Source organism: Halomonas sp. ML-15 (genome assembly GCF_014779595.1).
GTDB lineage: Bacteria > Pseudomonadota > Gammaproteobacteria > Pseudomonadales > Halomonadaceae > Franzmannia.
The window spans coordinates 1,110,422-1,134,194 of record NZ_JACXZT010000019.1; the positions used below are offsets into that span (position 1 = coordinate 1,110,422).

The window sequence follows — 23,773 nt, forward strand, 5'->3', positions numbered from 1 at the left end:
ATGAGCGATGCACAGACGCCGCACCAGGACGATATCGAGAATCGCACCTTCGATGAAATAGAAGTGGGCGACAGCGCCTCGATACAGAAACGCCTGACCCTCGAAGACATCAAGCTGTTCGCCATCATGTCGGGTGACATCAACCCCGCCCACGTCGATGAAGACTATGCCAAGAGCTCGCGCTTTCAGGAGGTGATCGCCCACGGTATGTGGGGCGGGGCGCTGATCTCTACCGTGCTGGGCACAGAGCTGCCGGGGCCTGGCACCATCTATGTCGGGCAGTCGCTGCGCTTCATGGCGCCGGTGCGGCTAGGCGACGTTCTCACCGTCAGCGTCAAGGTGCGCCTCAAGGAGGCGCAACGCTCGCGGATCACCTTCGATTGTCGCTGCGCCAACCAGAACGGCGAGAGCGTCATCGAAGGTGAGGCCGAGGTCGTTGCCCCGCGCGAGAAGGTGCGCAGGCGGCGCACCGTGATGCCGCAGCTGCGGCTGGCCGAGCGCGGGCACCTGCATGAGCTGCTGAATGCCGCTGAGCGCAGCGAGGCGCTGACCATGGCGGTGGTGCACCCGGTCGACGAGGTCTCGATCAAGGGCGCTTGGGAGGCGGCGGACAAGGGCTTTATCACGCCGCTTCTGGTGGGTCCGGAGGCGCGTATTCGCGCCGCTGCCGAAGCCGCGGGGGTAGATATCGACGGCTTCGAGCTGATCGCCACCAAGCACAGCCATGCCGCCGCCGAGCAGGCCGTGGCTCTGGTGCGTGAGGGGCGTGCCAATGCGCTGATGAAGGGCGCGTTGCACACCGATGAATTGCTACAGGCGGTGGTTTCGCGTAGCGCAGGACTGCGCACTGGTCGTCGACTGAGCCATGTGATGGCGTTCGATGTGCCGACCTACCCGCGACCACTATTCATTACCGATGCCGCGATCAACATCGCGCCGGGGCTCGAGATCAAGCGCGATATCGTGCAGAACGCGATTGACCTTGCTCACGCGGTGGGCATCGAGCAGCCGCGGGTGGCGCTGCTATCGGCCATCGAGACGATCAACCCGCGGCTCGCCTCGACCCTGGACGCCGCGGCGCTGTGCAAGATGGCCGAGCGAGGCCAGATCAGCGGTGGGTTGCTCGATGGGCCGCTAGCCTTCGATAACGCCATCTCCGAAGCCGCAGCCAAGACCAAGGGCATCGACTCGATGGTGGCGGGGCGCGCCGACATCCTGGTGGCACCCGACCTGGAGGCCGCCAATATGCTGATGAAACAGCTGACCCACCTGGCCGATGCCAGCGGGGCTGGCCTGGTGATGGGCGCTCAGGTGCCGATCGTGTTGACCAGTCGCTCCGATGACGCCATCACCCGGCTCGCCTCCTGTGCCCTGGCACTGCTGGTGGCGCGCCACCAGCGTGAGTCGGCAGCGTCATGAATCTCGTGCTGGTACTCAATAGCGGCTCGTCGAGTCTCAAGTTTGCGCTGTTCGAGGCCGCTGAAGGGTGTTCCCCAGAGGCGCTTCCAGTGGTGCTGCGTGGGCAGATCAGTGGGCTTGGCGCTTCACCGCGCTGGCAGCTCGAGGCGGGCCTGGGGCGGCCGGCCGAGGAGCGCTCGCTATCATTCATCGGCGATAGCAGTGATGACCAGCAGGGGGCGGCGTTGACGCACCTGCTCGACTGGCTGGAAGCTGAGGTTGGTTGGCAGCATCTCAGCGCGGTGGGGCATCGTGTCGTTCACGGCGGTGCGCGCTACCGCGAGGCGACCCGCATCGATGCCACGATCCTTGATGAACTGGAGAGCCTCAGCCCGCTTGCCCCTTTGCACCAGCCACACTGCCTGGCGCCGGTAAGAACCCTGGCCGAGCGCAGACCCGACCTGGTTCAGGTCGCCAGCTTCGACACCGCCTTTCACGCCGACCAGCCGGCGTTGGCGCAGCGCTATGCACTGCCTCAGCGCTTTCATGATGACGGCATGCGTCGCTATGGCTTCCACGGGCTCAGCTACGATTATGTGAATCGGCAACTTACCCGGGAGTTGGGCGGCCAGCCTGGTGCGCGGGTGGTCGTGGCTCACCTGGGCAGTGGCGCCAGTCTGTGTGCTATCGCCGAAGGGCGCAGCATTGCCTCGAGCATGGGGTTTACCGCTCTGGATGGTCTGATGATGGGGACCCGCAGCGGCAGCCTCGATCCGGGCCTGGTGCTGCACTTGATTCAGCAGCGCGGCATGAGTGCCACTGAGGTGGAGCGGCTGCTGTATCGCGACGCCGGGCTGCTAGGGGTCTCTGGCATCAGCGCCGACATGCGCGAGCTGCTGACCAGCCGCTCGCCGTCTGCGCAGCTTGCCGTGGAGCTGTTCGTCTATCGTATCGTGCGTGAAATCGGCAGCCTCGCGGCGGCGCTAGAGGGGCTCGACCACCTGGTATTCACGGCCGGCATCGGCGAGCGCGCCGATCCGGTGCGGGCCGCCATCGTCGACGGCTGCCGCTGGCTCGGGGCGCGTCTGGATGCGGCGGCCAACCGGGTCCATGCCACCTCGATTGCCGGCGCCGAGAGCCGCATCGGCCTGTGGGTGCTTGCCACGGACGAGGCGCAAATGATCGCCTGGCAGACTCAGGAACTGCTGGTATCGCGCAGCGGGCGTTGATCGATCTTTGAGGTTATGCGCCTTGGGGTTGAACCTTGGCGGCGTGTCGCCATCTATTCAGGGCATGCTGATACGCGGCCCAGGAGGGCAACGATGAAGATTCTGATGGTACTGACATCTCACGACGCCATGGGCGATACCGGTCACAAGACCGGGTTCTGGCTCGAGGAGTTCGCCGCTCCCTACTACGTCTTCAAGGATGCCGGCGCCGAGGTCACGCTGGCCTCGCCCAAAGGCGGCCAGCCGCCGGTGGATCCCAACTCGACCCAGGAGGATGCGCTGACCGACGAGACGCGGCGCTTCGAGGCGGACTCGGAGGCCAAGGCGCAATTGGCCAGCACCTTGCGACTGGATATGCTCAATGCCGCCGATTACGACGCCATCTTCTATCCTGGTGGTCACGGACCGCTATGGGATCTGACAGACAACGCCGACTCGCTGCGCCTGATCGAGGCCTTTCTCGCCGCCGACAAGCCTCTGGGCGCGGTATGCCACGCGCCTACGGTGTTGCTCAAGGCCAAGGCCGCCAACGGCGAGCCGCTGGTCAAGGGCAAGCGGGTTACGGGGTTTGCCAACAGTGAGGAGGATGCGGTTGGTCTGAGCGCAGTGGTGCCACACTTGCTCGAAGACGAGCTCAAACGCCTGGGGGCCGACTATGTGCGCAGCGTCGATGATTTCGCCCCCTATCAGGTCAACGACGGTCTGCTGGTAACCGGCCAGAATCCCGCTTCCAGCGCGCCCACCGCGGCACTGCTGCTGGAGCAGCTTGGCGGCCGCTAAATGGACCGTTTCTCTGACGTGAACGATGCATTAACCGATGCGGCGCTGTATTGCCGCCCAGATGCCACTAGGCTTTGTGCTAATGGATACGCTCTCGGCGTATCCCCATCACGAGGGATTGGATATGTGGCGCAACACCGCAGGCGGGTGGGGCCTGGTGGCGATCCTGCTGCACTGGCTCAGTGCAGTAGCGATCATTGGCTTGTTCGCCCTGGGATGGTGGATGACCGGGCTCAGCTATTTTGATAGCTGGTACAACCTGGGACCGTGGTGGCATCGCTCGATTGGCGTGCTGCTGCTGCTGGCGACCCTGCTGAGAGTGGCCTGGCGTTTCGTCCAGCCCATACCGCAGGCCCATGGCCACCGCGTCGAGCGTTTGGCCGCCCACATTGGGCACACTTTACTATACGTCCTGCTGATGGTGGTGTTGATCAGTGGTTATATGATTTCTACTGCCAACGGTCGCGGTATTAGCGTCTTCGGTTGGTTCGAGGCGCCGGCGATCCTGCATGGCCTACCGAATCAGGCGAGCGTAGCAGGCAACGTTCATTGGTATAGCGCCCTGGCGCTTATGATTCTCGCTGCCGGCCACGCTCTGGCCGCCTTCAAGCATCATTTCATCGACCGGCACGATACCTTGGTGCGCATGCTGCGCCCACGGGTCGGTCACACTAAGCCACCCGCTAAATGAGTGCGGGCAATGACGCAAACGGAGACACTGGAATGTTGAAGAAGACTGCACTGCTGACCGCTCTCGGGGCCGCCGCCCTGGTGCCGCTGAGCCAGGCCCAGGCCGACAATTACGAGATCGACATCGAAGGCCAGCACGCCTTCGTTCAGTTCAAGATCAATCACCTAGGCTACTCCTACATTCTCGGCAGCTTCCGCGATTTCAGCGGTGAGTTCAGCTACGATCCGGACGATCTGGAAGCGTCCAGTGTCTCACTCGAGGTTGACGTGACCAGTCTGGACACCAACCACGCCGAGCGCGATCGCCATATCCTCAGCGATGACTTCCTTGATGCCGATCAGTATCCCGAGGCGAGCTTCGTGACCACCGGCTTTGAGCCTGGCGACGAAGGCGAGGGTGTATTGACCGGTGAGCTGACCCTTAAAGGTGAAACCCGCGAAATCGAGATGCCGGTCACCCTGATGGGCGAGGGTGAAGATCCGTGGGGCGCTTACCGCGCCGGCTTCGAGGGGTCGACCATGTTGACTCTCGAGGATTACGGTATCGACATGAGCGACTTTCCTGAGTCGATGCAGGAGCTCGAACTGTACGTGACCTTCGAGGGGATTCGTCAGTAATCCTGACGCACCATTGTGGTAACTCAACAAGCTCCCGGCGCCAAGCGCCGGGAGCTTGTGCGTTAGTGGACGCGACAATTGACGTGACTGTTTGCCAGGACGCTACCCAGGAAGCCGGCTCACTCATGGAGTGCGCCGGCTTTGGGAGGCTATGCATCGGGAGCTTGCCTGGCTAACAGGTCAGCGGTCAGTGACCTTCGTTGAGTACCGCATCCGGGAAGTGACGACGCAGCATCTTGTTCTGGAAGGCATCGACGAAGCGGCTGTTGATGATGATGATAAAGCGCTCATAGGGCTTGTCGCGATCATCCTGGGTCATGCCGTCGGCGCCGTGGAACAGCTTGTCGTCGCGAATGTGCAGCACATCGCCCGGTGTCAGGACCTGCTTGGTGAGCGGGCGAGTTCCGGCCTTGTCGGCAAACAGCAGGCTATTGGCCCCGCTGACGTTGTCGCGGCTTACCACCATGATACTCAGGTACTTGCAGCCATCGGAATGAATGCCCTGGCCCTGTAACGGATCCAGAGGTTCGCTGCCACGCATGCCAGTGATCTGCATCAGGATAGGCTCACGGGCGCTGATCCCCCACAGCTTGGCCCACGCCTTGACGAAGGCCTTGACGTCGTTGCGCTCGACGAACGAGGTTTCCAGGCTGGGGTAGTAGCGCAGCACGTCGGCCATGCTATCCGCATCATTGAACATGCCCCCTTGTGCCATCGGGCACTCCCCCATCACCTCGACCTCGTCGCGATCATTGAGTGTCAGCCAGGCCATGCGCTTCCAGCGCTGATTGACATAGGGGTCGCGGGGCAGGTCGGCGAGGTAGCCTTGCCAGGCTGGCAGGTCGATCTGCTCACGTACGTTGGTGACGCTCCAGTACTGTTGGCTAAGCTCTTCGTGGACCGCGGGGTGCCAGTAGCTACGCGCGAAGTCGAAGGGCATGCTGGTGACGTCGTAACCGTGCTTGAGGCTTTCCTGTTTCATGATCGTTTCCTTTCTGTATTGAGGGCCGAGTCCAGAATGGCTCGGCACTGCTTGGGTACTACAGGAAACAGAATGAAAACAAATGAAAAGTAATGTCAACAAAACGCGCAATATGTAGAAATATCGTCATAACGTGCATAGGTGGCTACTATTAGGTCAGTCAGTCTATGTGTAGTGGGCTAACTCATTGACGGAATACGGGTCTGCGGAGTGCGTTGCCGCTGCGCAAGGAGGCGAAGCAATGTAGGATTGACTCATGAAATTGACACACTCGCCGCGGGGCTAGCCGGGTGAGTTGCAGGGGAGCGCATCTTGTACAAGCGACAACGACCGCACGCTGATCTGCTGCTGGGTGTGGCGGTGCTCTTGGTGGCCGCCTTTGCCGCGGCGCTGATATTGATAGGTTTCGGTGGGGTTGCCTGGTTGCCCACCGTGCTGGGCGCCAGCGCTGCAGTAGCACTAGGGCTGGGCTGGTGGTATGAGCGGCGCGCCTCGCTTCATCACGGGCAACCGGCACGAGAGGGGGGCGACGACCAACCCCCAGACGGAGTGAATGCTGCCAACGACGGTAACGGTGACGGTACCGCTATCGTGCTCGCCGATCATCACGCCCTGGTGTTGGCCCAGCAGCGCCATAACGAGAGCGAACTGCGCTTTCGGGCACTGCTCGAGAGCTTGCCCAAGGTGGCCGTGCAGGGTTATGACAGCCGCCGCCGTGTGATTTACTGGAACGCAGCCAGCACCCGACTTTACGGTTATCTCCCTGAAGAAGCTCATGGGCAGCTGCTGGAAGACCTGATTATTCCCGATTACATGCGTGATGGCGTGATCGCGGCGCACCACGACTGGATAAACAAGGGCATCGAGATTCCTGCTGCCGAGCTAGAACTCAAGAACAAATCCGGGATGCCGGTTGCGGTCTTCTCTCAGCACTTGATGCTGGGTGAGCATGGCGATGATCCACTGATGTTTTGCGTCGATGTGGATCTCTCCGAGCAGAAGGAAGCGCGTCGCGAGCTTGAGTACGTGACGCGTTATGACGCCCTTACCCAACTGCCCAATCGAAACACCTTCGAGCGTGAGCTGGAGGAGTTCATCGTCACGGCACAGCGCCATGCAGAGTATTTGGCGGTGCTCTTCGTCGATCTTGACCGCTTCGCCGAGATCAACGACGCCAAGGGCTACGAGCAAGGGGATCTGCTGCTGTCGATGGTAGCCAAACGACTCCGCTACTGTCAGCGCGGGTCTGACCTGCTGTCACGTTTCGGCAGCGACGAATTCGTGCTGGCCTTCCCCCACTTGCGCGCCGGTAACGACGTGCTGCAACTGGTGGAGAAGGTGCTCGACAGCTTCTCACGCCCTTTCCTGCTCGACGGCCGCGAGGTCCACGTCACGGCGAGTCTGGGGGTCAGCCTGTTCCCGGATAACGGCACCAACGCCCGCGAGCTGATCCATAATGCCGATGCTGCCAAGAACCGTGCCAAGCTATCTGCGCCCAACCGCTGCTGGTTCTTCAACCAGAAGATCCACGATGAGCTGCTGCACCAGCACCGCTTGGCAGAGCGGCTACAGCTGGCACTTGCCGAGAATGAGCTGAGCCTCCATTACCAGCCCCAGGTCAGCGCAATGAGTGGGCGCATCGAGAACCTGGAAGCGCTACTGCGCTGGTACCCGAGTGAGGGGGGCGCCATTTCGCCATCGGAGTTCATTCCGGTCGCCGAGCGCTCGCAGCTGATCCACCGTATCGGTGATTGGGTAATCCGCGAGGCGTGCCGTCAGCAGGCCGAGTGGAAGCGTCAAGGCTTGGGTGGCCCCCGGGTCGACATCAACCTGTCCGGCAAGCAGTTGGCGATGGCCAATACCTTCAAGCACCTTGAGGCGTGCATGAGCGAGTTCGGCCTGACGCCACAGGATATCGGCATCGAGTTGACCGAGAACGTGCTGATAGAGGCCGAGGAGCGGATTCTCGACACCCTGCGCGGCCTCTATCACCGCGGCATGAAAATCGCCATCGACGATTTCGGTACCGGCTACTCCTCGCTCAGCTACCTGAAGCTGTTTCCGGTGACGTCGCTGAAGATCGACCGCAGTTTCGTGCGCGACGCGCCCAAGGATCCCAGTGATCGGGCGATCATGGCCGCTGCGGTATTCATCGGCCACCGGCTGGGTCTCGAGGTGATTGCCGAGGGGGTCGAGAACGAGGAGCAGCTCGAACTGGTCCGTGAGATGAAATGTGATCTGGTCCAGGGCTACTATTTCTTCAAGCCGATGAGTGCCGCTGATACTACCCGGCTGCTGACTGGCCTGGTGGGTGGACAGTCGCGAATCGTCAGCTAGGCGACATGCGCGAAGGTGGCTGCCAAGCCGCTGGCAAGATCAAGTAGACTAGTGCGCCCCTGATCGACTGGAGTGCCCGTGTCTGCTGCTGCCCTTTCTTCAACGCGACTCGCCGTTCAACTCTGGCGCCAGACCTGGCCGATGGCCATCGGTGTGTTTGCGCTGCTGGGCTTCCAACTGGTCGACAGCGCCTTTATCGCGCGCCTCGGTACCGCACCGTTGGCGGCGCAATCGTACACCTTCCCGCTGACATTCCTGATCATTGGCATTCAAGTTGGTCTGGGCATCGCCATTGCTGCGCTGATCTCGCGCGCGCTGGGCGCCGGTGAAACACGCCGTGCCAGACGGCTGGGAAGCCTGGTGCTGGGCGTTGGCGGGGTTGTCATCGGCCTGCTGGTGGGTGTGCTATGGCTCGCCCAGACACCGATCTTCGCGCGCCTGGGCGCATCTGCAGAGAGCCTGGTACTGATTCGCGGCTACTGGGGCCCTCAGCTGCTGGCGGCCTGGCTCGGGGCCGTGCTCTATTTTGGCTACAGCCTATGCCGCGCCCACGGCGATACCCGGCTGCCGGGAAAGCTGATGGTACTTACCAGCCTGATCAACCTGTTGCTCGACCCGCTGCTGATTTTCGGCGTTGGCCCCTGGGCGGGGTTGGGGCTGCCCGGCGCGGCCTGGGCCACGGTCATTGCCTTCGCCAGCGGCGGCCTGATCCTGTGGCCGCGCTTGCGCCGTGCCGACTGGCTGGGGCGCAGCGGCCTGCTGCCGGAGGCTCGGCGTTCGGCGCGGCCCTTCGCCGGGATTGCCGGGCCTGCCATGGTCAGTCAGCTGATGCCGCCGCTGGCGGCGATGCTGGCTATCGCCATCGTTTCGCGGCTAGGCGAAACGGCGGTGGCCGCCTGGGGGCTCGCCAGCCGTCTGGAAACGCTGTCGCTGATGCTGGTGCTGGCGCTGACCATGTCGTTGCCACCCTGGCTGGGTCGCTGCTATGGCGCCGGTGATTGGGGGCAGATCCAGCGCTTGATGAGGGTGGCCGCCATCGCCGTGGTGGGCTGGCAACTGCTGCTGGGACTGATAATGGCCTTGTCTGCGCCGTGGGTGGCGCAGGGGCTCGCGGGCAACCCGGATATCGGTGACGATCTGGCGCTGCTGATCCGCTTCCTGCTGCCCAGCTATGCATTGCTGGGGCTGTGCATGATCGTTGTATCGGCAGGCAATGCCCTGGGCTGGCCGCTGCGCGCCATGCTCATGTCCAGCGCCCGGCTATTCGTCTGCTATCTGCCCTGCCTGTGGCTGGGCATGCTGGTGGGCGGTCTGAAGGGGCTGGCGATAGGGGCGGCGCTGGGCAACTTGTTGGCGGGCTTGCTGGCGTGGCGGCTCTATCGGATCACCATGGGCAACACCTTGGGGAGTCGATAGAAGCCCCGTCCAACTGGATGGGGCTTCTTGGTTAAAGGGCTTGCAAGATCAATCGCCGCTGGGCAGCGGACGTTCCTGACGTGCGCCCTGAAGCGCGTAGAAGCCAAAGAACAGCGCCATCACGACGTAGCCCATGGCGAAATCGGGCGCGGCGTTGAAGGCCAGCCGCGGCGCGTGCATCAGCCCGATAAAGGAGAATCCAGCGGCGAACAGCGCGAAGACGGCGGCGCGCCGGAACTGGTGGTCGATCACCGACACGGTCATGGCGCCGATCAGGATGGCGGTGAACATCGCCCCCTGGCCCAGTGCCACGATGGCGGTGGAGATATCGCTGACCACTTCGCCGGCGGCATTATTGAAGCGCGTCATCACATAGTTGGCGAAGTAGGGCAGCATCGCCAGCGCCACCGCCGGATAGTAGCGGGTGTCGTTGGTCTGGAAGGCGGTGGCGATCATCGACATGCCGACGAATACCAGGATCGGTGCCACCACCGAGACCGGAATGATCGCTGCCAGCATGGCGATCAGGCCGAACATGGTGGCCATGGCATAGACCGCGCCGTTGAGAATGCTGTAACCACGCCCGGCGCCCATCCACTTGGCCCCTACGGTGGCGATATACACCGTGGTCGGGAAGACGCCGCCGAACAGCGCGCCGATCATGGTGCCGGCGCCGTCCACCGCCTGGCACTCACGCACATCGTACTTGTCGCCGGCGGCCTCCATGGCCTCGACGTTGTTCATGGTCTCGATGGCATTGTAGAGCGTGATTGGCAGGACCACGGTGAGGACCGCGAGCATGCTGGTGAACAGTAGCCCGAGGCCTTCGAACCATGCCAGGGTCGGCAGTAGCGGGTAGAAGCCGAGATGCGTGAATGCGTCGCTGAACTGGCCCTCCTCGGTGGCGCCAATCAGGTAGGCCAGGGCCGTGCCGATGACGATGGCGAACAGCGAGGTGGGGATGCGAAATGGCATGCTCACCCGGCCGATCAGGCCGACGATGATGATTGCCATCACCAGCAGGCCGATGACCGGGATCTCCAGGGTCTTGAACAGCATCTCGCCGGCGATAAAGGTCAGCGCCACACCGGCCACTGCGCCCAGCATCGCGGCACGCGGCAGGTGACGCTGTACCCAGCGGCCGATCAGGCTGACCAGCGCCTCGATGGCACCGCTGATGAAGCAGGCGGCCACGGCGATCTTCCAGGCCAGGTCGGCATCGCCGGTGAGCTGCTTGGCGGGCAGCAGCACGCCGAACAGGAACACGAACATCACCGGGGTCGAGATGCCGTAGGAGAGGGCGGTAACGTCGGCGCGATTCTCCTTGCGCGCCAGGCGTGCCGCGCTCCAGGCGTAGTAGAAGTTACCCACCATCACCGCCACGGCGGCACCCGGCAGGACCTGGCCGAACACGATGGCGGCGGGAAAGCCCATGCCGAGCATGGTCAGGGCGATAATCACGAAGTTGGCGATGTTGTTCTGAAACAGCGCGAAGAAGGCGTCGGTGTCTTCCTTCTTGTACCAGGGGTAGTGCACAGCGGGAGTAGCCATGGCAGTGCCTCACGGGTTGTTTGATTTGTATACAAGGCTGACGGCAGTGTCGCCTTGTCTGACTGGTTGGTCAAGTGTCGATATCAACGGCTCGCGCGCACAGCAAAACGCCCGGGAGATTGAACTGCACCCCGAAAGTTGGACACCCAATCCAACCTTCGGGGTGTTTCTATGAGGAACCAGTACAGCGACCAGTTTAAGTTGCAAGTGGTGCAGCAATACCTGGACGGGGATGACGGCCTAGAAGTGGTCGCCCACCACCTTGGTCTGGACTATTCCATGATCAGGCGATGGGTGGAGCAGTACCGGGAGCATGGGCCTTCAGGATTGCGCCGGACACGCCATCACTACAGCCCAGCGTTCAAGCGTGAGGTGCTGGAAAGGATGTGGCGCGACGGCTTGTCGATCCGGCAGACCGAGGCACTGTTTGATATCCGTGCCGCTGGCGCTATTGGCAGATGGGAGCGCCAGTACCATAGTGGTGGCCTAATCGCCTTGGAACCGAAACGTACGGGACGCCGCCCGATGCCCCAGAAACCCCCATCTCCACCGCCCGAGCCTCCCTCCGATGGTGAGCGCTCCCATGAGGAGCTGCTCGAGGAGCTGGCATATCTGCGGGCGGAGAATGCCTATCTAAAAAAGCTCGATGCCTTGACCCGAGAGAAGTGGGCGACGACACGGGGCAAAAAGCCCAAGCCGTCCAAGGGTTAAGGCATGAGCACCCACTGGCGATGCTGCTACGTGCGGCATCGCTACCACGCAGCACGTTCTACTACCAGCTCAAGGCCTTGGTGGCTGGCGATCCGTATGCGTCTCTGAAGGCGCGTATCCAGGCGATCTATGATCACCACAAGGGACGCTATGGCTATCGCCGTATCACCGCTGTGCTGCGCCAGACAGGCGAGGCGGTCAACCACAAGACCGTCCAGCGGCTGATGCAACAGCTGGGCCTGAAGTCCCTCGTTCGCCCCAAGCGGTATCGGGCATATCGAGGAGCCGAGGGCTACGCCGCCCCGAATACGCTACGGCGTCGGTTTCAGGCCCAAGGACCGAATCAACGATGGGTGACCGACATCACCGAATTCAAGGTCGATGACCAGAAGCTCTACCTGTCACCGGTCATGGATCTATATAACGGCGAAATCATCGCCTTTCAGACCGGGCCACGACCGGTATTCGGCCTGGTGAAGAACATGTTGAGGAGCGCCTTCGACCGGCTGAGGCCGGGTGATCGGCCTCTACTGCACTCGGATCAGGGATGGCATTACCGGCACCCCAACTATCGTCGCCTGGTGGTGGAGAAACGAATACTGCGCAGCATGTCACGGAAAGGAAATTGTCTGGACAATGCCGCCATCGAGAGCTTTTTCGGCACCCTGAAGTCCGAGTACTTCCATCTGAACCGGTTCGACACCGTTGAGCAGTTGCAGCAAGGCATTGCCGACTACATCCACTACTACAACCATCAACGGATCAAGCAGAGACTAAAAGGCCTGAGCCCAGTGCAATACAGGACTCAGGCCATGGTCGCCGGTTAAGAGAACTAACCGTCCAACGATTGGGGGTCAGTTCACAAGGGCATCGGGCGCTGTTGCAAAATCTGGTGGCTACGCCCTGATTCGAACAGGGGACCCCATCATTATGAGTGATGTGCTCTAACCAGCTGAGCTACGTAGCCACATGATTGCCCGCCTACCGGCAGGCAACGGGGGCGAATTATGCCTATGCCGAATACGCATGACAAGCCCCCTGACGAGGATCACTCCTCAATGTCGAGCGCAGCATGCACTGCAGCCAGCCCATCGTCCCCATCGCGGGTCACGACACCAGCCAGCCACTCCTCGAGCACCTCGGGATCAGCCTGCAGGTGAGCGCGCGCCGCATCACGCGGGTCCTCGCCATCGTCCATGATCGCCGCCATCAGCTGGTTTTCCATCTCCAGGGTGAAGGCCAGGTTATCCAGCAGCGTGCCGACGTTGGTGCACTCTTCTGCATACCCACCGCGGGTATTGGTATAAACAGTAGCGCCCCCCATGTCGGGTCCGAAGTAGTCGTCGGCACCTTCCAGATAGGCGATGTCGAAATTGGTATTCATCGGGTGTGGCGCCCAGCCGAGAAACACCATCCACTCGTCATTGCCAACCTTGGAGCGCAGCTCAGCCAGCATGCCCGCTTCACTGGAGTCGCGCAGCCGCCAATCGCCAAGCCCAAAGGCATCGTCATCGATCATATCCTGGATCAACTCGTTGCCGTCGTTACCAGCCTCGATACCATAGATGACACTTTCGAACTGCTCGGCGTGCTCGTCGAGATCGGCCACTGACGTCACGCCCGCATCATGAACGTACTGCGGCACCGCCAAGGTGTACTTGGCCCCCTCGAGGTTGGCGCTCAAGCGATCCACGTCACCCGCCTCGACATAAGGATCGCTGATAGAGGCCATCGACGGCATCCAGTTACCGAGAAAGACATCGAAGTCGCCGTTACGCATACCGCCATAGGCAATCGGCACCGACACGGTGTCGACCCGAGTTTCATAGCCCAGCCCTTCCAGCAACTCTCGCGCCACGGCGGTGGTCGCAGTGATGTCGGTCCAGCCGACCTCAGCGAAGCGCACCATGTCACATGATTCAGGCTCGCTGGCTTGAGCCACGCTGACGGTCAGCGCACCTACGGCCAGCAGCGTCCCTTTGAGCATCAGGCGAGAATGATTCGACATGAGGTTCTCCTTGCGTATAGGTATCGGTAAACAGAATGCGATGCTTCTCTTGTCTTTGTGCATGCCCCCTCTTTTATTGATTGAACGTTCAATAAAAAAGAGGCATACTTCTTACCATAATGGGTTAGCCACCGTCTGGCCAGCCCTCTCCGCATGACAGCGGGCCACCAAATCACATTCAAAATAGTCAAAGGAGGCGACCGGTGCCCAAGGTAGGAATGGAACCCATCCGCCGCAGCCAGCTCATCCGCGCCACCATGGAAGCGATCGACGAAGCTGGCCTGGCCGACGCCACGATCCTTCGTATTGCTCGCCGCGCCGGTGTGTCGGCAGGCATCATCAGTCATTATTTCGGTGGCAAGGATGGCCTGCTCGAGGCCACCATGCGTCAGATCCTCAATGATCTTGGCGAGGCAGTCGCCGTGCGTCGCCAGTCCCTGCCCGCTGACAACCCCCGCGAACACATCCGTGCGATCATCGATGGCAACTTCGATCGCAGCCAGGTAAGCCAGTCGGTCATGAAGACCTGGTTGGCCTTCTGGGCCAGCAGCATGCACCGCCGCCCACTGCAGCGCCTGCAGTATGTCAACGATCGGCGCCTCTACTCCAATCTCTGCCACCAGTTTCGCCACTGCATGCCCAAGGCTGAGGCACGCCGCGCCGCTGGAGGCCTGGCGGCCATGATCGATGGCCTGTGGCTACGTGGTGCACTGGCCCCGGAAGGCCTGGATGTGGAGCGCGCTCGCTCACTCGCCTACGACTACCTCGACGAACAGCTGGGGCGTAACGCCTCAGCGTGACGGGAGACACTCGATGACTCAACTGACGACACAGCAACTTTATATAGATGGCCGCCACACCGACGCCACCTCCGGCGAGACCTTTGAGGTCGTCAATCCCTATGACGGCAGCCTGCTAGCCAACGTCCAGCAGGCCAGTGAGGCCGACGTCGACCGCGCCGTGGCCGCTGCCCACAAGGGCCAGAGGGTTTGGGCCGCGATGTCCGGCATGCAGCGCGGGCGCATCCTGCAGCGCGCCGTGGCGCTGCTGCGGGAACGCAACGACGAACTCGCCGAACTCGAGACTCGCAATACCGGCAAGCCGATCAGCGAAACCGCTGCCGTGGATATCGTCACCGGCGCCGATGCCCTCGAGTACTACGCTGGCCTCGCGGCAGCCATCGAGGGCAGCCAGATCCCGCTGCGCGACGACTCCTTCGTCTATACCCGCCGTGAACCGCTGGGCGTGATCGGCTCCATCGGTGCCTGGAACTACCCGATCCAGATCGCCTGCTGGAAAGCTGCCCCGGCGCTGGCCGCCGGCAACGCCGTGGTCTTCAAGCCCAGCGAAGTGACTCCGCTGACCACCATGAAGCTGGCCGAGATCTTCACCGAGGCGGGCCTGCCCGACGGCGTCTTCAACGTGGTGCATGGCGACGGCCGCGTCGGCCAGCTGCTTACCGGCCACGCCGGTATCGACAAGATCTCCTTCACCGGCGAAGTGGATACCGGCAAGAAGGTGATGTCGGCCGCCGCCGGCTCGACCCTCAAGGACGTGACCATGGAACTCGGCGGCAAGTCACCGCTAATCGTGTTCGATGACGCCGACCTGGATCGCGCCGCGGATGCGGCGATGATGGCCAACTTCTACTCCAGCGGTCAGATCTGCACCAACGGTACCCGGGTTTTCGTGCAGCGCAGCGTCAAAGAGGCCTTCGAGGCCAGGATCAAGGAGCGCGTGGCACGCATCAAGGACGGCGACCCGCTCGATCCGGCGGTCAACTTCGGCCCGCTGGTGAGCTTCGAGCATCAGCAGAAGGTGCTCTCCTATATCGCCCTAGGCAAGCAGGAAGGCGCTACCCTGCTGGCCGGCGGCGACGCCTGGAACGAGGGCGAGCGTGCCAAGGGCGCCTGGGCGGCCCCCACGGTATTCAGCGACTGCCGCGACGAGATGCGTATCGTGCGCGAGGAGATCTTCGGCCCGGTAATGTCGATCCTCGCCTTCGATGAGGACGACGAGGTCATCCGTCGCGCCAACGACACGCACTACGGCCTGGCCGCCGGTATCTTCACCGAGCGCCTCAACCGCGCCCATCGCACCATCCACCAGTTGGAAGCCGGTATCTGCTGGATCAACACCTGGGGCGAGTCGCCCTCGGAAATGCCGGTGGGTGGCTACAAGCAGTCTGGCGTGGGCCGCGAGAACGGCGTCGAGACGCTGGCCCACTACACCCAGACCAAATCGATCCAGATCGAAATGGGCCCCTTCGAGTCGGTGTTTTAAGGAGGCCGCATGCCCCAGACTCACGAATTCGACTACATCATCATCGGTGCCGGCTCGGCGGGCAACGTGCTCGCCACCCGCCTCACCGAGGATCCGGACGTCAGCGTGCTGCTGCTCGAGGCCGGCGGCCCCGACTACCGCTTCGACTTCCGCACCCAGATGCCGGCGGCACTCGCCTTCCCGCTGCAGGGCAAGCGCTACAACTGGGCCTTCGAGACCGACCCCGAGCCGCATATGAACGGTCGGCGCATGGAGTGCGGTCGCGGCAAGGGCCTGGGCGGTTCATCGCTGATCAACGGCATGTGCTATATCCGCGGTAATGCCCTGGATTATGACAACTGGGCCAAGCAGCCCGGCCTTGAAGACTGGTCCTATGCCGACTGCTTGCCCTACTTCAAGAAGTCCGAGAGCCGCGATATCGGCCCCAACGACTATCACGGCGGCGACGGCCCGGTCAGCGTGACCACGCCCAAGGAAGGCAACAACCCGCTCTATCACGCCTTCATCGAGGCAGGGCAAGAAGCCGGATACCCCAAGACCGAGGACGTCAACGGCTACCAGCAGGAGGGCTTCGGCCCCATGGACCGCTTCGTCACCCCCAACGGGCGGCGGGCCTCCACGGCGCGCGGTTATCTGGACATCGCCAAGCAGCGCAGCAACCTGACCATCGTCACCCACGCCACCACCGACCGCATTCTGTTCGAAGACAAGCGCGCGGTGGGCGTCAGCTATCTGCACAGGAAGCAGCCGGTAGAAGCCCGTGCGCGGCGTGAGGTGCTGCTTTGCGGCGGCGCCATCGCCTCGCCACAGATTCTGCAGCGCTCCGGCGTCGGCGATCCCGAGCACCTCGCCGAATTGGGCATCCCGCTGGTCCACGATCTCAAGGGCGTTGGCGAAAATCTTCAGGACCACCTGGAGATGTACATCCAGTACCAGTGCAAGAAGCCGATTTCACTATATCCGGCACTGAAATGGTACAACCAGCCGAAGATCGGCGCCGAGTGGCTGTTCAAAGGCACCGGCATCGGCGCCAGCAACCAGTTCGAGGCGGCCGGCTTTATTCGCAGCCGCGATGAGGAGGAGTGGCCCAATCTGCAGTACCACTTCCTGCCGATTGCCATCAGCTACAACGGCAAGAGCGCGGTCCAGGCTCACGGATTCCAGGCCCACGTCGGCTCGATGCGCTCCGAGAGCCGCGGCCGTATTCGGTTGACCTCACGCGACCCTCGCCAGGCGCCGAGCATCCTGTTCAACTACATGAGCAAGGAGAAGGATTGGCAGGAGTTCCGTGACGCCATCCGCCTGACCCGCGAGATCATTCAGCAGCCGGCCATGGACCCCTATCGAGGTCGCGAGATCTCGCCGGGACCGGACGTGCAGAGTGACGCCGAGCTGGATGCCTTCGTCAAGGCCCACGCCGAAACGGCTTATCACCCATGCGGCAGCTGCCGCATGGGTGACGATGCCATGGCTGTGACCGACGGCGAGGGCCGAGTGCACGGCGTGCATGGCCTGCGCGTGGTGGATGCCTCGCTGTTCCCGGTGATCCCAACCGGCAACCTCAATGCACCGACCATCATGCTGGCCGAGAAGATCGCCGACCGCATCCGCGGACGCGAGCCGCTGGCCAAGAGTGAGGCGCCCTACTATATCGCCGGCGCTACGCCCGCCCGCAGCGCACCTGCGCGCCAGGGGGCTAATTCGTTGGCAAGCTGAGAAGAGGAAGCGTGAACAAAACGGCCCCGCTGATACTCTCAGCGGGGCCGTTTGCGTACCAGTAAGGGCTGGCCAGAGCACGACCAATGCACTAGTCTACAAATATTCAAACGCTTGTTAGAATTTCGTCATCCCAGTGATGACAGGCTCTGAAGGAGATCCCGCATGTTGCAACTGTTGTTGGTCATCGTGGCCGTCGTCGGCCTGCTGATGGTAATGCGCCGCGAGGCTGGCGCCTTGCCAGCACTCGGCGTGCTCGCCGCCACCGGCATCGTCGGCGTGCTGTTTGGCGCGCCACTGCTCGGCATACTGCTGCTGATTGGCGCCGTGGCAGTGGCCGCGTGCGGTCTGCCGGCGTTGCGAAGCAAGTGGCTGACGCCGCGTATCTTCGCCACCTTCAAGAAAGTGGCTCCCCGGGTATCGGATACCGAGCGCACCGCACTGGAAGCCGGCAGCGTTGGCTGGGACGGCGAGCTGTTCAGCGGCAAGCCTAACTGGGACGCCCTCATGGCCTATGGCGACGACGGCCTCAGCGACGAAGAGCGAGCCTTCATCGACCACCAGTGCAACGTTGCATCCGGGATGACCAACGCCTGGGACATCACCCGCGAACGGGCCGACCTGCCGCCGGAGCTGTGGGAATATCTGAAGAAGGAGGGCTTCTTCGGCATGATCATCCCCAAGCAGTATGGCGGCCTCGGCTTCTCCGCCAAGGCCCAGTCAGCGGTGCTGCAGAAACTCGCCGTCAACGAGACTCTGATGGTCACCGTCGGCGTGCCCAACTCGCTTGGCCCGGGTGAGCTGCTGCTCAAGTACGGCACTCAGCAGCAGAAGGATCACTACCTGCCGCGCCTGGCCGATGGCCGCGAAATCCCCTGCTTCGGTCTGACCGGCCCCCGTGCCGGCTCCGATGCCACCTCGATTCCCGATACCGGGGTGGTCTGCAAGCAGGTCGTCAACGGCGAGGAAGTGCTCGGCCTGCGCCTCAACTTCGAGAAGCGCTGGATCACCCTGGCGCCGATCGCCACCGTGGTGGGCCTGGCCTTCCGCATGTTCGACCCCGATGGCCTGCTCGGCGGCGAGAACGACCTGGGCATCACCTGTGCGCTGATTCCCCGCGACACCGATGGCATGGAGATCGGACGTCGCCACCACCCGATTGGCAGCCCGTTCATGAACGGCCCAATCGTAGGCAAAGACGTGTTCGTGCCGCTGGACACCATTATCGGCGGCCCGGATATGGCCGGTCAGGGCTGGCGCATGCTGGTCGAGTGCCTGTCAGTGGGCCGCTGCATCACCCTGCCCTCCGGCGCCACCGGCACCTCGCGCTATGCGTTGGGCTGGAGTGGCGGCTTTGCCCGCATACGCCGCCAGTTCAATCTGCCGGTGGCCGAGATGGAGGGCGTCCAGGAGCCACTGGCACGCATTGCCGCACTCTCCTACATCTCTCAAGCCGCGGTGATTCAGACCGCCAATATGATCGACAAGGGCGATAAACCCGCAGTGCCCTCGGCGATCCTCAAGAGCCAGTTGACCGAGTTCCAGCGCGACCTGCTCAGCCACGCCATGGATATCCACGGCGGCAAGGCAGTGACCCTGGGGCCGCGCAACTATATCGGTATCGGCTATAGTGCCAACCCGGTGGCGATTACCGTTGAGGGCGCCAATATCATGACCCGCAACCTGATGATCTTCGGTCAGGGGGCGATCCGCTGCCACCCCTATGTACTGGATGAGCTGGCCGCCAAGGATGCCGATGACCTCAAGGCCTTCGACAAGGCGTTCTTCGGCCATGCCGGACTGATCTTCGGCAACACCGCCCGCGCCTTCACTCAGGGCTTGGGGCTGGGCAAGGCGGCTACGCCCTTCGACGAGGTGGCGGCCCCCTACGCTCAAGAGGTCGCCCGCATCTCCGCCGGCTTCGGTCTGTGCGCCGACGCAGCCATGGCCAGCCTCGGCTCGGCGCTGAAGTCCCGCGAGATGGTCTCCGCGCGGCTCGGTGACGTGCTCTCCAACCTCTACCTGACGTCGATGGTGCTCAAGCAGTGGCACGCCTCGGACAAGGTCGAGAGCGAAGCCGCGCTGCTGCATTACAGCTGCCGGCTACTGCTGCATCGTGCCGAGCAGGCGCTGATCGAGCTGTTCGACAACCTGCCCAACAAGGGTCTGGGCAAGCTGCTGTCGTGGCTGGTGATGCCGCTCGGACGCCGCTGGACGACACCTCATGACGACCTGACCCGCGAGATCGCCCAGCAGGTATCGCGTCACAGCGCCCTGCGCAGCAAGCTGCTCGGCAATACCTGGGATCAGCAGGAGGAGGGCCAGCAGGACAACCCGCTGGCGCGCTACAACGCCCTGCTGGTCGACTACGACCGCGCCGAGGCGCTGTACCGCACCGTCAACAAGGCTTATGCCAAGGGCGAATTGCCGGTCGAAGCGCTACATCCCGAACAGCGCTTTGCCGCGGCACGCGAGGCCGAGCTGATCAGCGAGGAGGATGCCCGCTTCATGGCCGAGTACGAAGCAGAAGTCCTGGACATGCTGACCGTCGATGACTTCGCCTTCGATGCCTTCGCCCAGCAGCAGGAGAAGGTGGTCTGGCATAACGCGGCCTGACCTGTCCTTGCCTCACCACGACACCCCGGCAAATGCCGGGGTGTCGCTTTATGCCATTGTCAAGGGGCGCACAACCTTGGCACTCCCCCCTCTCCATCCGTTATCATGTTGATTCCGCGGTACTACTCATAGCGGGTTCATAACACCGTAGTAACAGCAGAGACTATAACAATCGCCTGCTTACGGGATCGCCATGGCGATCCACTCATATGCCGTACGCAGTGGTTCCGCTACGCTGCCAGGCATCATTCGCAACCGTCAGGGTGACGCACTCCCCCGCCCGCCATTTTGGTTCGGCAGGACGCTGAATGCCTCGACGCTTCGAGTTGAGGCGTTGCGCCGCGAACCCGGGGGTCGACAACAGGCAAACCAATGAATGAAGAACGCAACGTCAAGATTCGCGTACGTAATCTGAGCAAGGTATTCGGCGCACAGCCGAAGAAGGCTCTGGCACTGCGTGACCAGGGACTCAAGCGCCCCGAGATCCTCGACAAGACCGGACAGACTCTCGGTCTATCCAATATCGATTTCGATGTCTATGAGGGTGAACTGCTGGTGATCATGGGGCTGTCGGGATCCGGCAAATCGACCCTGATTCGCTGTCTCAACCGCTTGATCGAACCCTCCGAGGGCGAGATCGTGATCGACGGCGAGAACATCCCCACCTTGAGCGACAAGGCGCTGCTCGAGTGCCGCCGCCGGCACTTTTCGATGGTGTTCCAGAATTTCGCGCTCTTTCCTCATCGTACCGTGCAGAAGAACGCCGAGTTCGGCCTCGAGATCCGCGGCATCGACCCCGCCGAGCGCAGCGAAATCGCTCGCAACGCCCTCAAGCAGGTTGGCCTGGATGGCTGGGAAGATGCCTATCCCAATCAGCTCTCCGGCGGCATGCAACAGCGCGTCGGCCTGGCCCGGGCCTTGGCCAACGACTCCACCGTGCTATTGATGGATGAGGCGTTCTCGGCGCTCGATCCGCTGATCCGCGGCGATATGCAGCAGGAGCTGCTGCAGCTGCAAAGCCGCATGAAGAAGACCACGGTGTTCATCACCCACGATCTCGACGAAGCGCTGACCATCGGCGATCGCATCGTGCTGCTCAAGGATGGCGAGGTGGTCCAGATCGGCACGCCGGAAGAGATCCTGACCAAGCCCGCCGACGACTATGTGCGGCGCTTTATCGAAGGCGTCGACAAGGCGCGCATTCTCACCGCCGAGAGTGCCATGCGTCGGGTGCGCTCCACAGTGCGCGACACCGACGGCCCGCGTACCGCCCTGCGCAAGATGCATGAGCATAGCCTCGATTCGATCTATATCACCGATCGCGACCGCGTCCTGATAGGTCTGATCGAAGCCGATGCTGCCAGCCGGGCGATCGAGGAGGGCAAGGAGAGCGTGACCGACGTCATGACTCAGGATTTCCGCCGAGTCACGCTCGAGGAGCCGATGCACCACCTATTTGCCATGTTCAGTGAACACAGCTTCCCGATCGCGGTGGTCGACGACCAGCAGCGCCTGCTAGGCGTGGTCGTCAAAGGCGCTGTACTTGATCAGCTTGCCCAGGCCGCTGAGCCCACGCAAATCGCTGAGCGTTCCACCACGACCACGGCAGGAGATGCATGATGGCTATCGAAATTCCCCGTCTTCCCCTGGGCCAGTGGATCGAGGGCAGCCTGGACTGGCTGACCAGCGAGTACTCGATGGTGACTCGCGCCATCTCGCGGGCCACCCAGACCGGTATCAACGGCCTCAACGATGCCTTGATGTGGCTGCCGACCTGGGCGCTGCTGCTGATCATCGTGGCGATCTGCTGGAAGCTGGCCAATACCCGGCTGGCGATTGGCGCCGCCGCCGGCCTGTCACTGATCTGGAACCTCGGGCTCTGGTACCCGATGATCGAGACACTGACGCTGGTGGTGATCGCCACCCTGGTGGCAGTGACCATCGCCCTACCGGTGGGTATTGCCGCGGCGCTCTCCGAGCGTCTCTACCGCACTATCATGCCGGTGCTCGATTTCATGCAGACCATGCCGGCCTTCGTCTATCTGATTCCCGCCATTCCGTTCTTCGGGATCGGCTCGGTTTCGGCGATCTTTGCCACGGTGATCTTCTCCATGCCGCCGGCGATCCGCTTTACTACCCTGGGCATACGCCAGGTGCCCAAAGAGCTGATCGAGGCCGCCGACGCCTATGGCGCCACCCGAGGGCAGAAACTGGTCAAGGTGCAGATGCCGCTGTCGCTGCCGACCGTCATGGCAGGGATCAACCAGACCATCATGCTGGCGCTGTCGATGGTGGTGATCGCTGCCATGATCGGCGCCGATGGCCTGGGCAGCGAAGTGTGGCGCGCCATCCAGCGCCTGCGCCCCGGTGACGGCTTCGAAGCCGGCATCGCGGTGGTGATCCTGGCCATGCTGCTCGACCGCTTGACCCAGTCGTTGAGCAAGGAACGCAAGTCGTAAGACCAAGGCGGCCCCTTGAATCCATTCGCCCGGGCCGCCATGGTGTATTAGTGAATCACCAAGAGGGGAAGAATATGAATAAGCACACGCTGAATCGTCATATCCGCAGCACCAGCCTGGCGCTGGTCGCCGGTGCCGGCCTGACCGCAGCTGGCGCTGCCCAGGCTCAGGACACGGTTCACCTGGCCTACGTCGAGTGGGCATCAGAAGTGGCTTCCACCAACGTGGTGCGTGCGGTGCTCGAACAGGCCGGCTACGAGGTCGATATGACCTCGCTGTCTGCCGCCGCCATGTGGCAGGCGCTCTCCACGGGTGATGCCGATGCCATCGTCGCCGCCTGGCTGCCCACCACCCACGCCGACTACATGGAGCGAGTCGGAGACAACGTCGAGGACTTGGGCGTCAATCTGGACGGTACCAAGCTCGGTCTGGTCGTGCCCGAATATACCGACGTCGACTCCATCGAGGAGCTCAACGACAACGCTGATCTGTTCAATGGCGAGATCATCGGTATCGATCCCGGCGCCGGCCTGATGGGACTGACCGAGGACGTGATCGACGAGTACGGCCTCGACCTGCGTCTGCGCAGCGGCAGCGACGCCACCATGGTCGGCGCCCTGAGCAGCGCCATCGCCAACGAAGAGGACATCGTCGTTACCAGTTGGACGCCGCACTGGATGTTCGCCCGCTGGGACCTCAAGTATCTCGAGGATCCGCAGGAAATCTACGGCGGCGCCGAGCAGATCCACACCGTGGTTCGTCAGGGCCTCGGAGATGAGATGCCGGAAGCCTATGCCATCCTCGAGGCCTTCGAATGGACGCCCGAGCAGATGGGCGAAGTCATGCTGATGAATCAGGAAGATGGCGCCGATCCTTACGAGAGCGCCCAGCAGTGGGTCGCTGATAACCAGGACCTGGTCGAGGAGTGGCTCTCCGCCGCTGAGTAAATCGCAGCCTTGCAGCACCCCAGGGGATGGCC

Annotated in this window: 18 protein-coding genes and 1 tRNA gene; 15 read left to right on the top strand and 4 right to left on the bottom strand. The window is 62.5% G+C overall.

Going from position 1 to position 23,773, the window contains the following annotated elements; genetic code table 11:
• The 5 genes from IEI94_RS16940 to IEI94_RS16960 all read left to right on the top strand — a co-directional run bounded on the left by IEI94_RS16940 (position 1) and on the right by IEI94_RS16960 (position 4,715).
• Positions 1-1,419 (top strand): bifunctional enoyl-CoA hydratase/phosphate acetyltransferase, encoded by a 1,419-nt coding sequence (locus IEI94_RS16940; RefSeq protein ID WP_224750173.1) that lies wholly within the window; start codon positions 1-3, stop codon positions 1,417-1,419.
• Positions 1,416-2,627, top strand: a complete 1,212-nt coding sequence (locus IEI94_RS16945; protein WP_191168438.1) for an acetate/propionate family kinase — start codon at positions 1,416-1,418, stop codon at positions 2,625-2,627. Before IEI94_RS16940 ends, IEI94_RS16945 begins: the two co-directional genes overlap by 4 nt.
• A 93-nt stretch (positions 2,628-2,720) precedes the next feature.
• Positions 2,721-3,407, top strand: coding sequence for a type 1 glutamine amidotransferase domain-containing protein (locus IEI94_RS16950; RefSeq protein ID WP_191168439.1), 687 nt, complete (start codon positions 2,721-2,723; stop codon positions 3,405-3,407).
• 124 nt (positions 3,408-3,531) lie between these two features.
• The gene (locus IEI94_RS16955; RefSeq protein ID WP_191168440.1) at positions 3,532-4,098 is read left to right on the top strand and encodes a cytochrome b; all 567 of its coding nucleotides are present in this window, start codon (positions 3,532-3,534) and stop codon (positions 4,096-4,098) included.
• 32 nt (positions 4,099-4,130) lie between these two features.
• Positions 4,131-4,715 (top strand): YceI family protein, encoded by a 585-nt coding sequence (locus IEI94_RS16960; RefSeq protein WP_191168441.1) that lies wholly within the window; start codon positions 4,131-4,133, stop codon positions 4,713-4,715.
• 187 nt (positions 4,716-4,902) lie between these two features.
• Here the strand turns inward: IEI94_RS16960 and IEI94_RS16965 are convergent, their stop codons facing one another.
• Entirely contained in the window at positions 4,903-5,697 is a 795-nt protein-coding gene (locus tag IEI94_RS16965; protein ID WP_191168442.1) for a 2OG-Fe dioxygenase family protein, read from the bottom strand.
• 312 nt (positions 5,698-6,009) lie between these two features.
• Between IEI94_RS16965 and IEI94_RS16970 the strand changes: the two genes are divergently transcribed.
• Together IEI94_RS16970 and IEI94_RS16975 are read left to right on the top strand one after the other, a co-directional pair.
• A complete protein-coding gene (locus IEI94_RS16970) occupies positions 6,010-8,034 on the top strand; it encodes a putative bifunctional diguanylate cyclase/phosphodiesterase (protein WP_224750174.1) in 2,025 nt (674 codons plus the stop codon).
• 141 nt (positions 8,035-8,175) lie between these two features.
• Positions 8,176-9,450, top strand: a complete 1,275-nt coding sequence (locus IEI94_RS16975) for an MATE family efflux transporter (protein ID WP_191169642.1) — start codon at positions 8,176-8,178, stop codon at positions 9,448-9,450.
• A gap of 48 nt (positions 9,451-9,498) precedes the next feature.
• On the opposite strand, the gene IEI94_RS16980 is transcribed toward IEI94_RS16975, so the two are convergent.
• Positions 9,499-11,001: an NCS2 family permease gene (locus IEI94_RS16980; protein ID WP_191168443.1), complete on the bottom strand. Its 1,503-nt coding sequence runs from the start codon at positions 10,999-11,001 to the stop codon at positions 9,499-9,501.
• Positions 11,002-11,172: 171 nt separating this feature from the next.
• Between IEI94_RS16980 and IEI94_RS16985 the strand changes: the two genes are divergently transcribed.
• A protein-coding gene (locus tag IEI94_RS16985; RefSeq protein ID WP_191168444.1) for an IS3 family transposase occupies positions 11,173-12,539 on the top strand; the annotation gives its coding sequence in 2 pieces (ribosomal slippage) (positions 11,173-11,644 and positions 11,644-12,539; 1,368 coding nt in all).
• 63 nt (positions 12,540-12,602) lie between these two features.
• Here IEI94_RS16985 and IEI94_RS16990 read toward each other — a convergent pair.
• Together IEI94_RS16990 and IEI94_RS16995 are read right to left on the bottom strand one after the other, a co-directional pair.
• Positions 12,603-12,679: transfer RNA gene (locus IEI94_RS16990), tRNA-Met, on the bottom strand.
• Positions 12,680-12,760: 81 nt separating this feature from the next.
• The gene (locus tag IEI94_RS16995) at positions 12,761-13,720 is read right to left on the bottom strand and encodes a choline ABC transporter substrate-binding protein (protein ID WP_191168445.1); all 960 of its coding nucleotides are present in this window, start codon (positions 13,718-13,720) and stop codon (positions 12,761-12,763) included.
• A gap of 203 nt (positions 13,721-13,923) precedes the next feature.
• On the opposite strand from IEI94_RS16995, the gene betI reads away from it, so the two are divergent.
• The 7 genes from betI to IEI94_RS17030 all read left to right on the top strand — a co-directional run bounded on the left by betI (position 13,924) and on the right by IEI94_RS17030 (position 23,741).
• The gene (betI, locus tag IEI94_RS17000; protein WP_191168446.1) at positions 13,924-14,520 is read left to right on the top strand and encodes a transcriptional regulator BetI; all 597 of its coding nucleotides are present in this window, start codon (positions 13,924-13,926) and stop codon (positions 14,518-14,520) included.
• A 13-nt stretch (positions 14,521-14,533) separates the two neighbouring features.
• Positions 14,534-16,003, top strand: coding sequence for a betaine-aldehyde dehydrogenase (betB, locus tag IEI94_RS17005; protein ID WP_191168447.1), 1,470 nt, complete (start codon positions 14,534-14,536; stop codon positions 16,001-16,003).
• Positions 16,004-16,012: 9 nt separating this feature from the next.
• Entirely contained in the window at positions 16,013-17,719 is a 1,707-nt protein-coding gene (gene betA, locus IEI94_RS17010) for a choline dehydrogenase (RefSeq protein ID WP_191168448.1), read from the top strand.
• Positions 17,720-17,884: 165 nt separating this feature from the next.
• On the top strand, positions 17,885-20,335 hold the full coding sequence (locus IEI94_RS17015; RefSeq protein ID WP_191168449.1) for an acyl-CoA dehydrogenase: 2,451 nt from the start codon (positions 17,885-17,887) through the stop codon (positions 20,333-20,335).
• Positions 20,336-20,707: 372 nt separating this feature from the next.
• Positions 20,708-21,955, top strand: coding sequence for a quaternary amine ABC transporter ATP-binding protein (locus IEI94_RS17020; protein WP_191168450.1), 1,248 nt, complete (start codon positions 20,708-20,710; stop codon positions 21,953-21,955).
• A gap of 5 nt (positions 21,956-21,960) precedes the next feature.
• On the top strand, positions 21,961-22,794 hold the full coding sequence (locus tag IEI94_RS17025) for an ABC transporter permease (protein ID WP_191169643.1): 834 nt from the start codon (positions 21,961-21,963) through the stop codon (positions 22,792-22,794).
• Positions 22,795-22,868: 74 nt separating this feature from the next.
• The gene (locus IEI94_RS17030; protein ID WP_191168451.1) at positions 22,869-23,741 is read left to right on the top strand and encodes a glycine betaine ABC transporter substrate-binding protein; all 873 of its coding nucleotides are present in this window, start codon (positions 22,869-22,871) and stop codon (positions 23,739-23,741) included.
• Positions 23,742-23,773 lie beyond the last annotated feature (32 nt).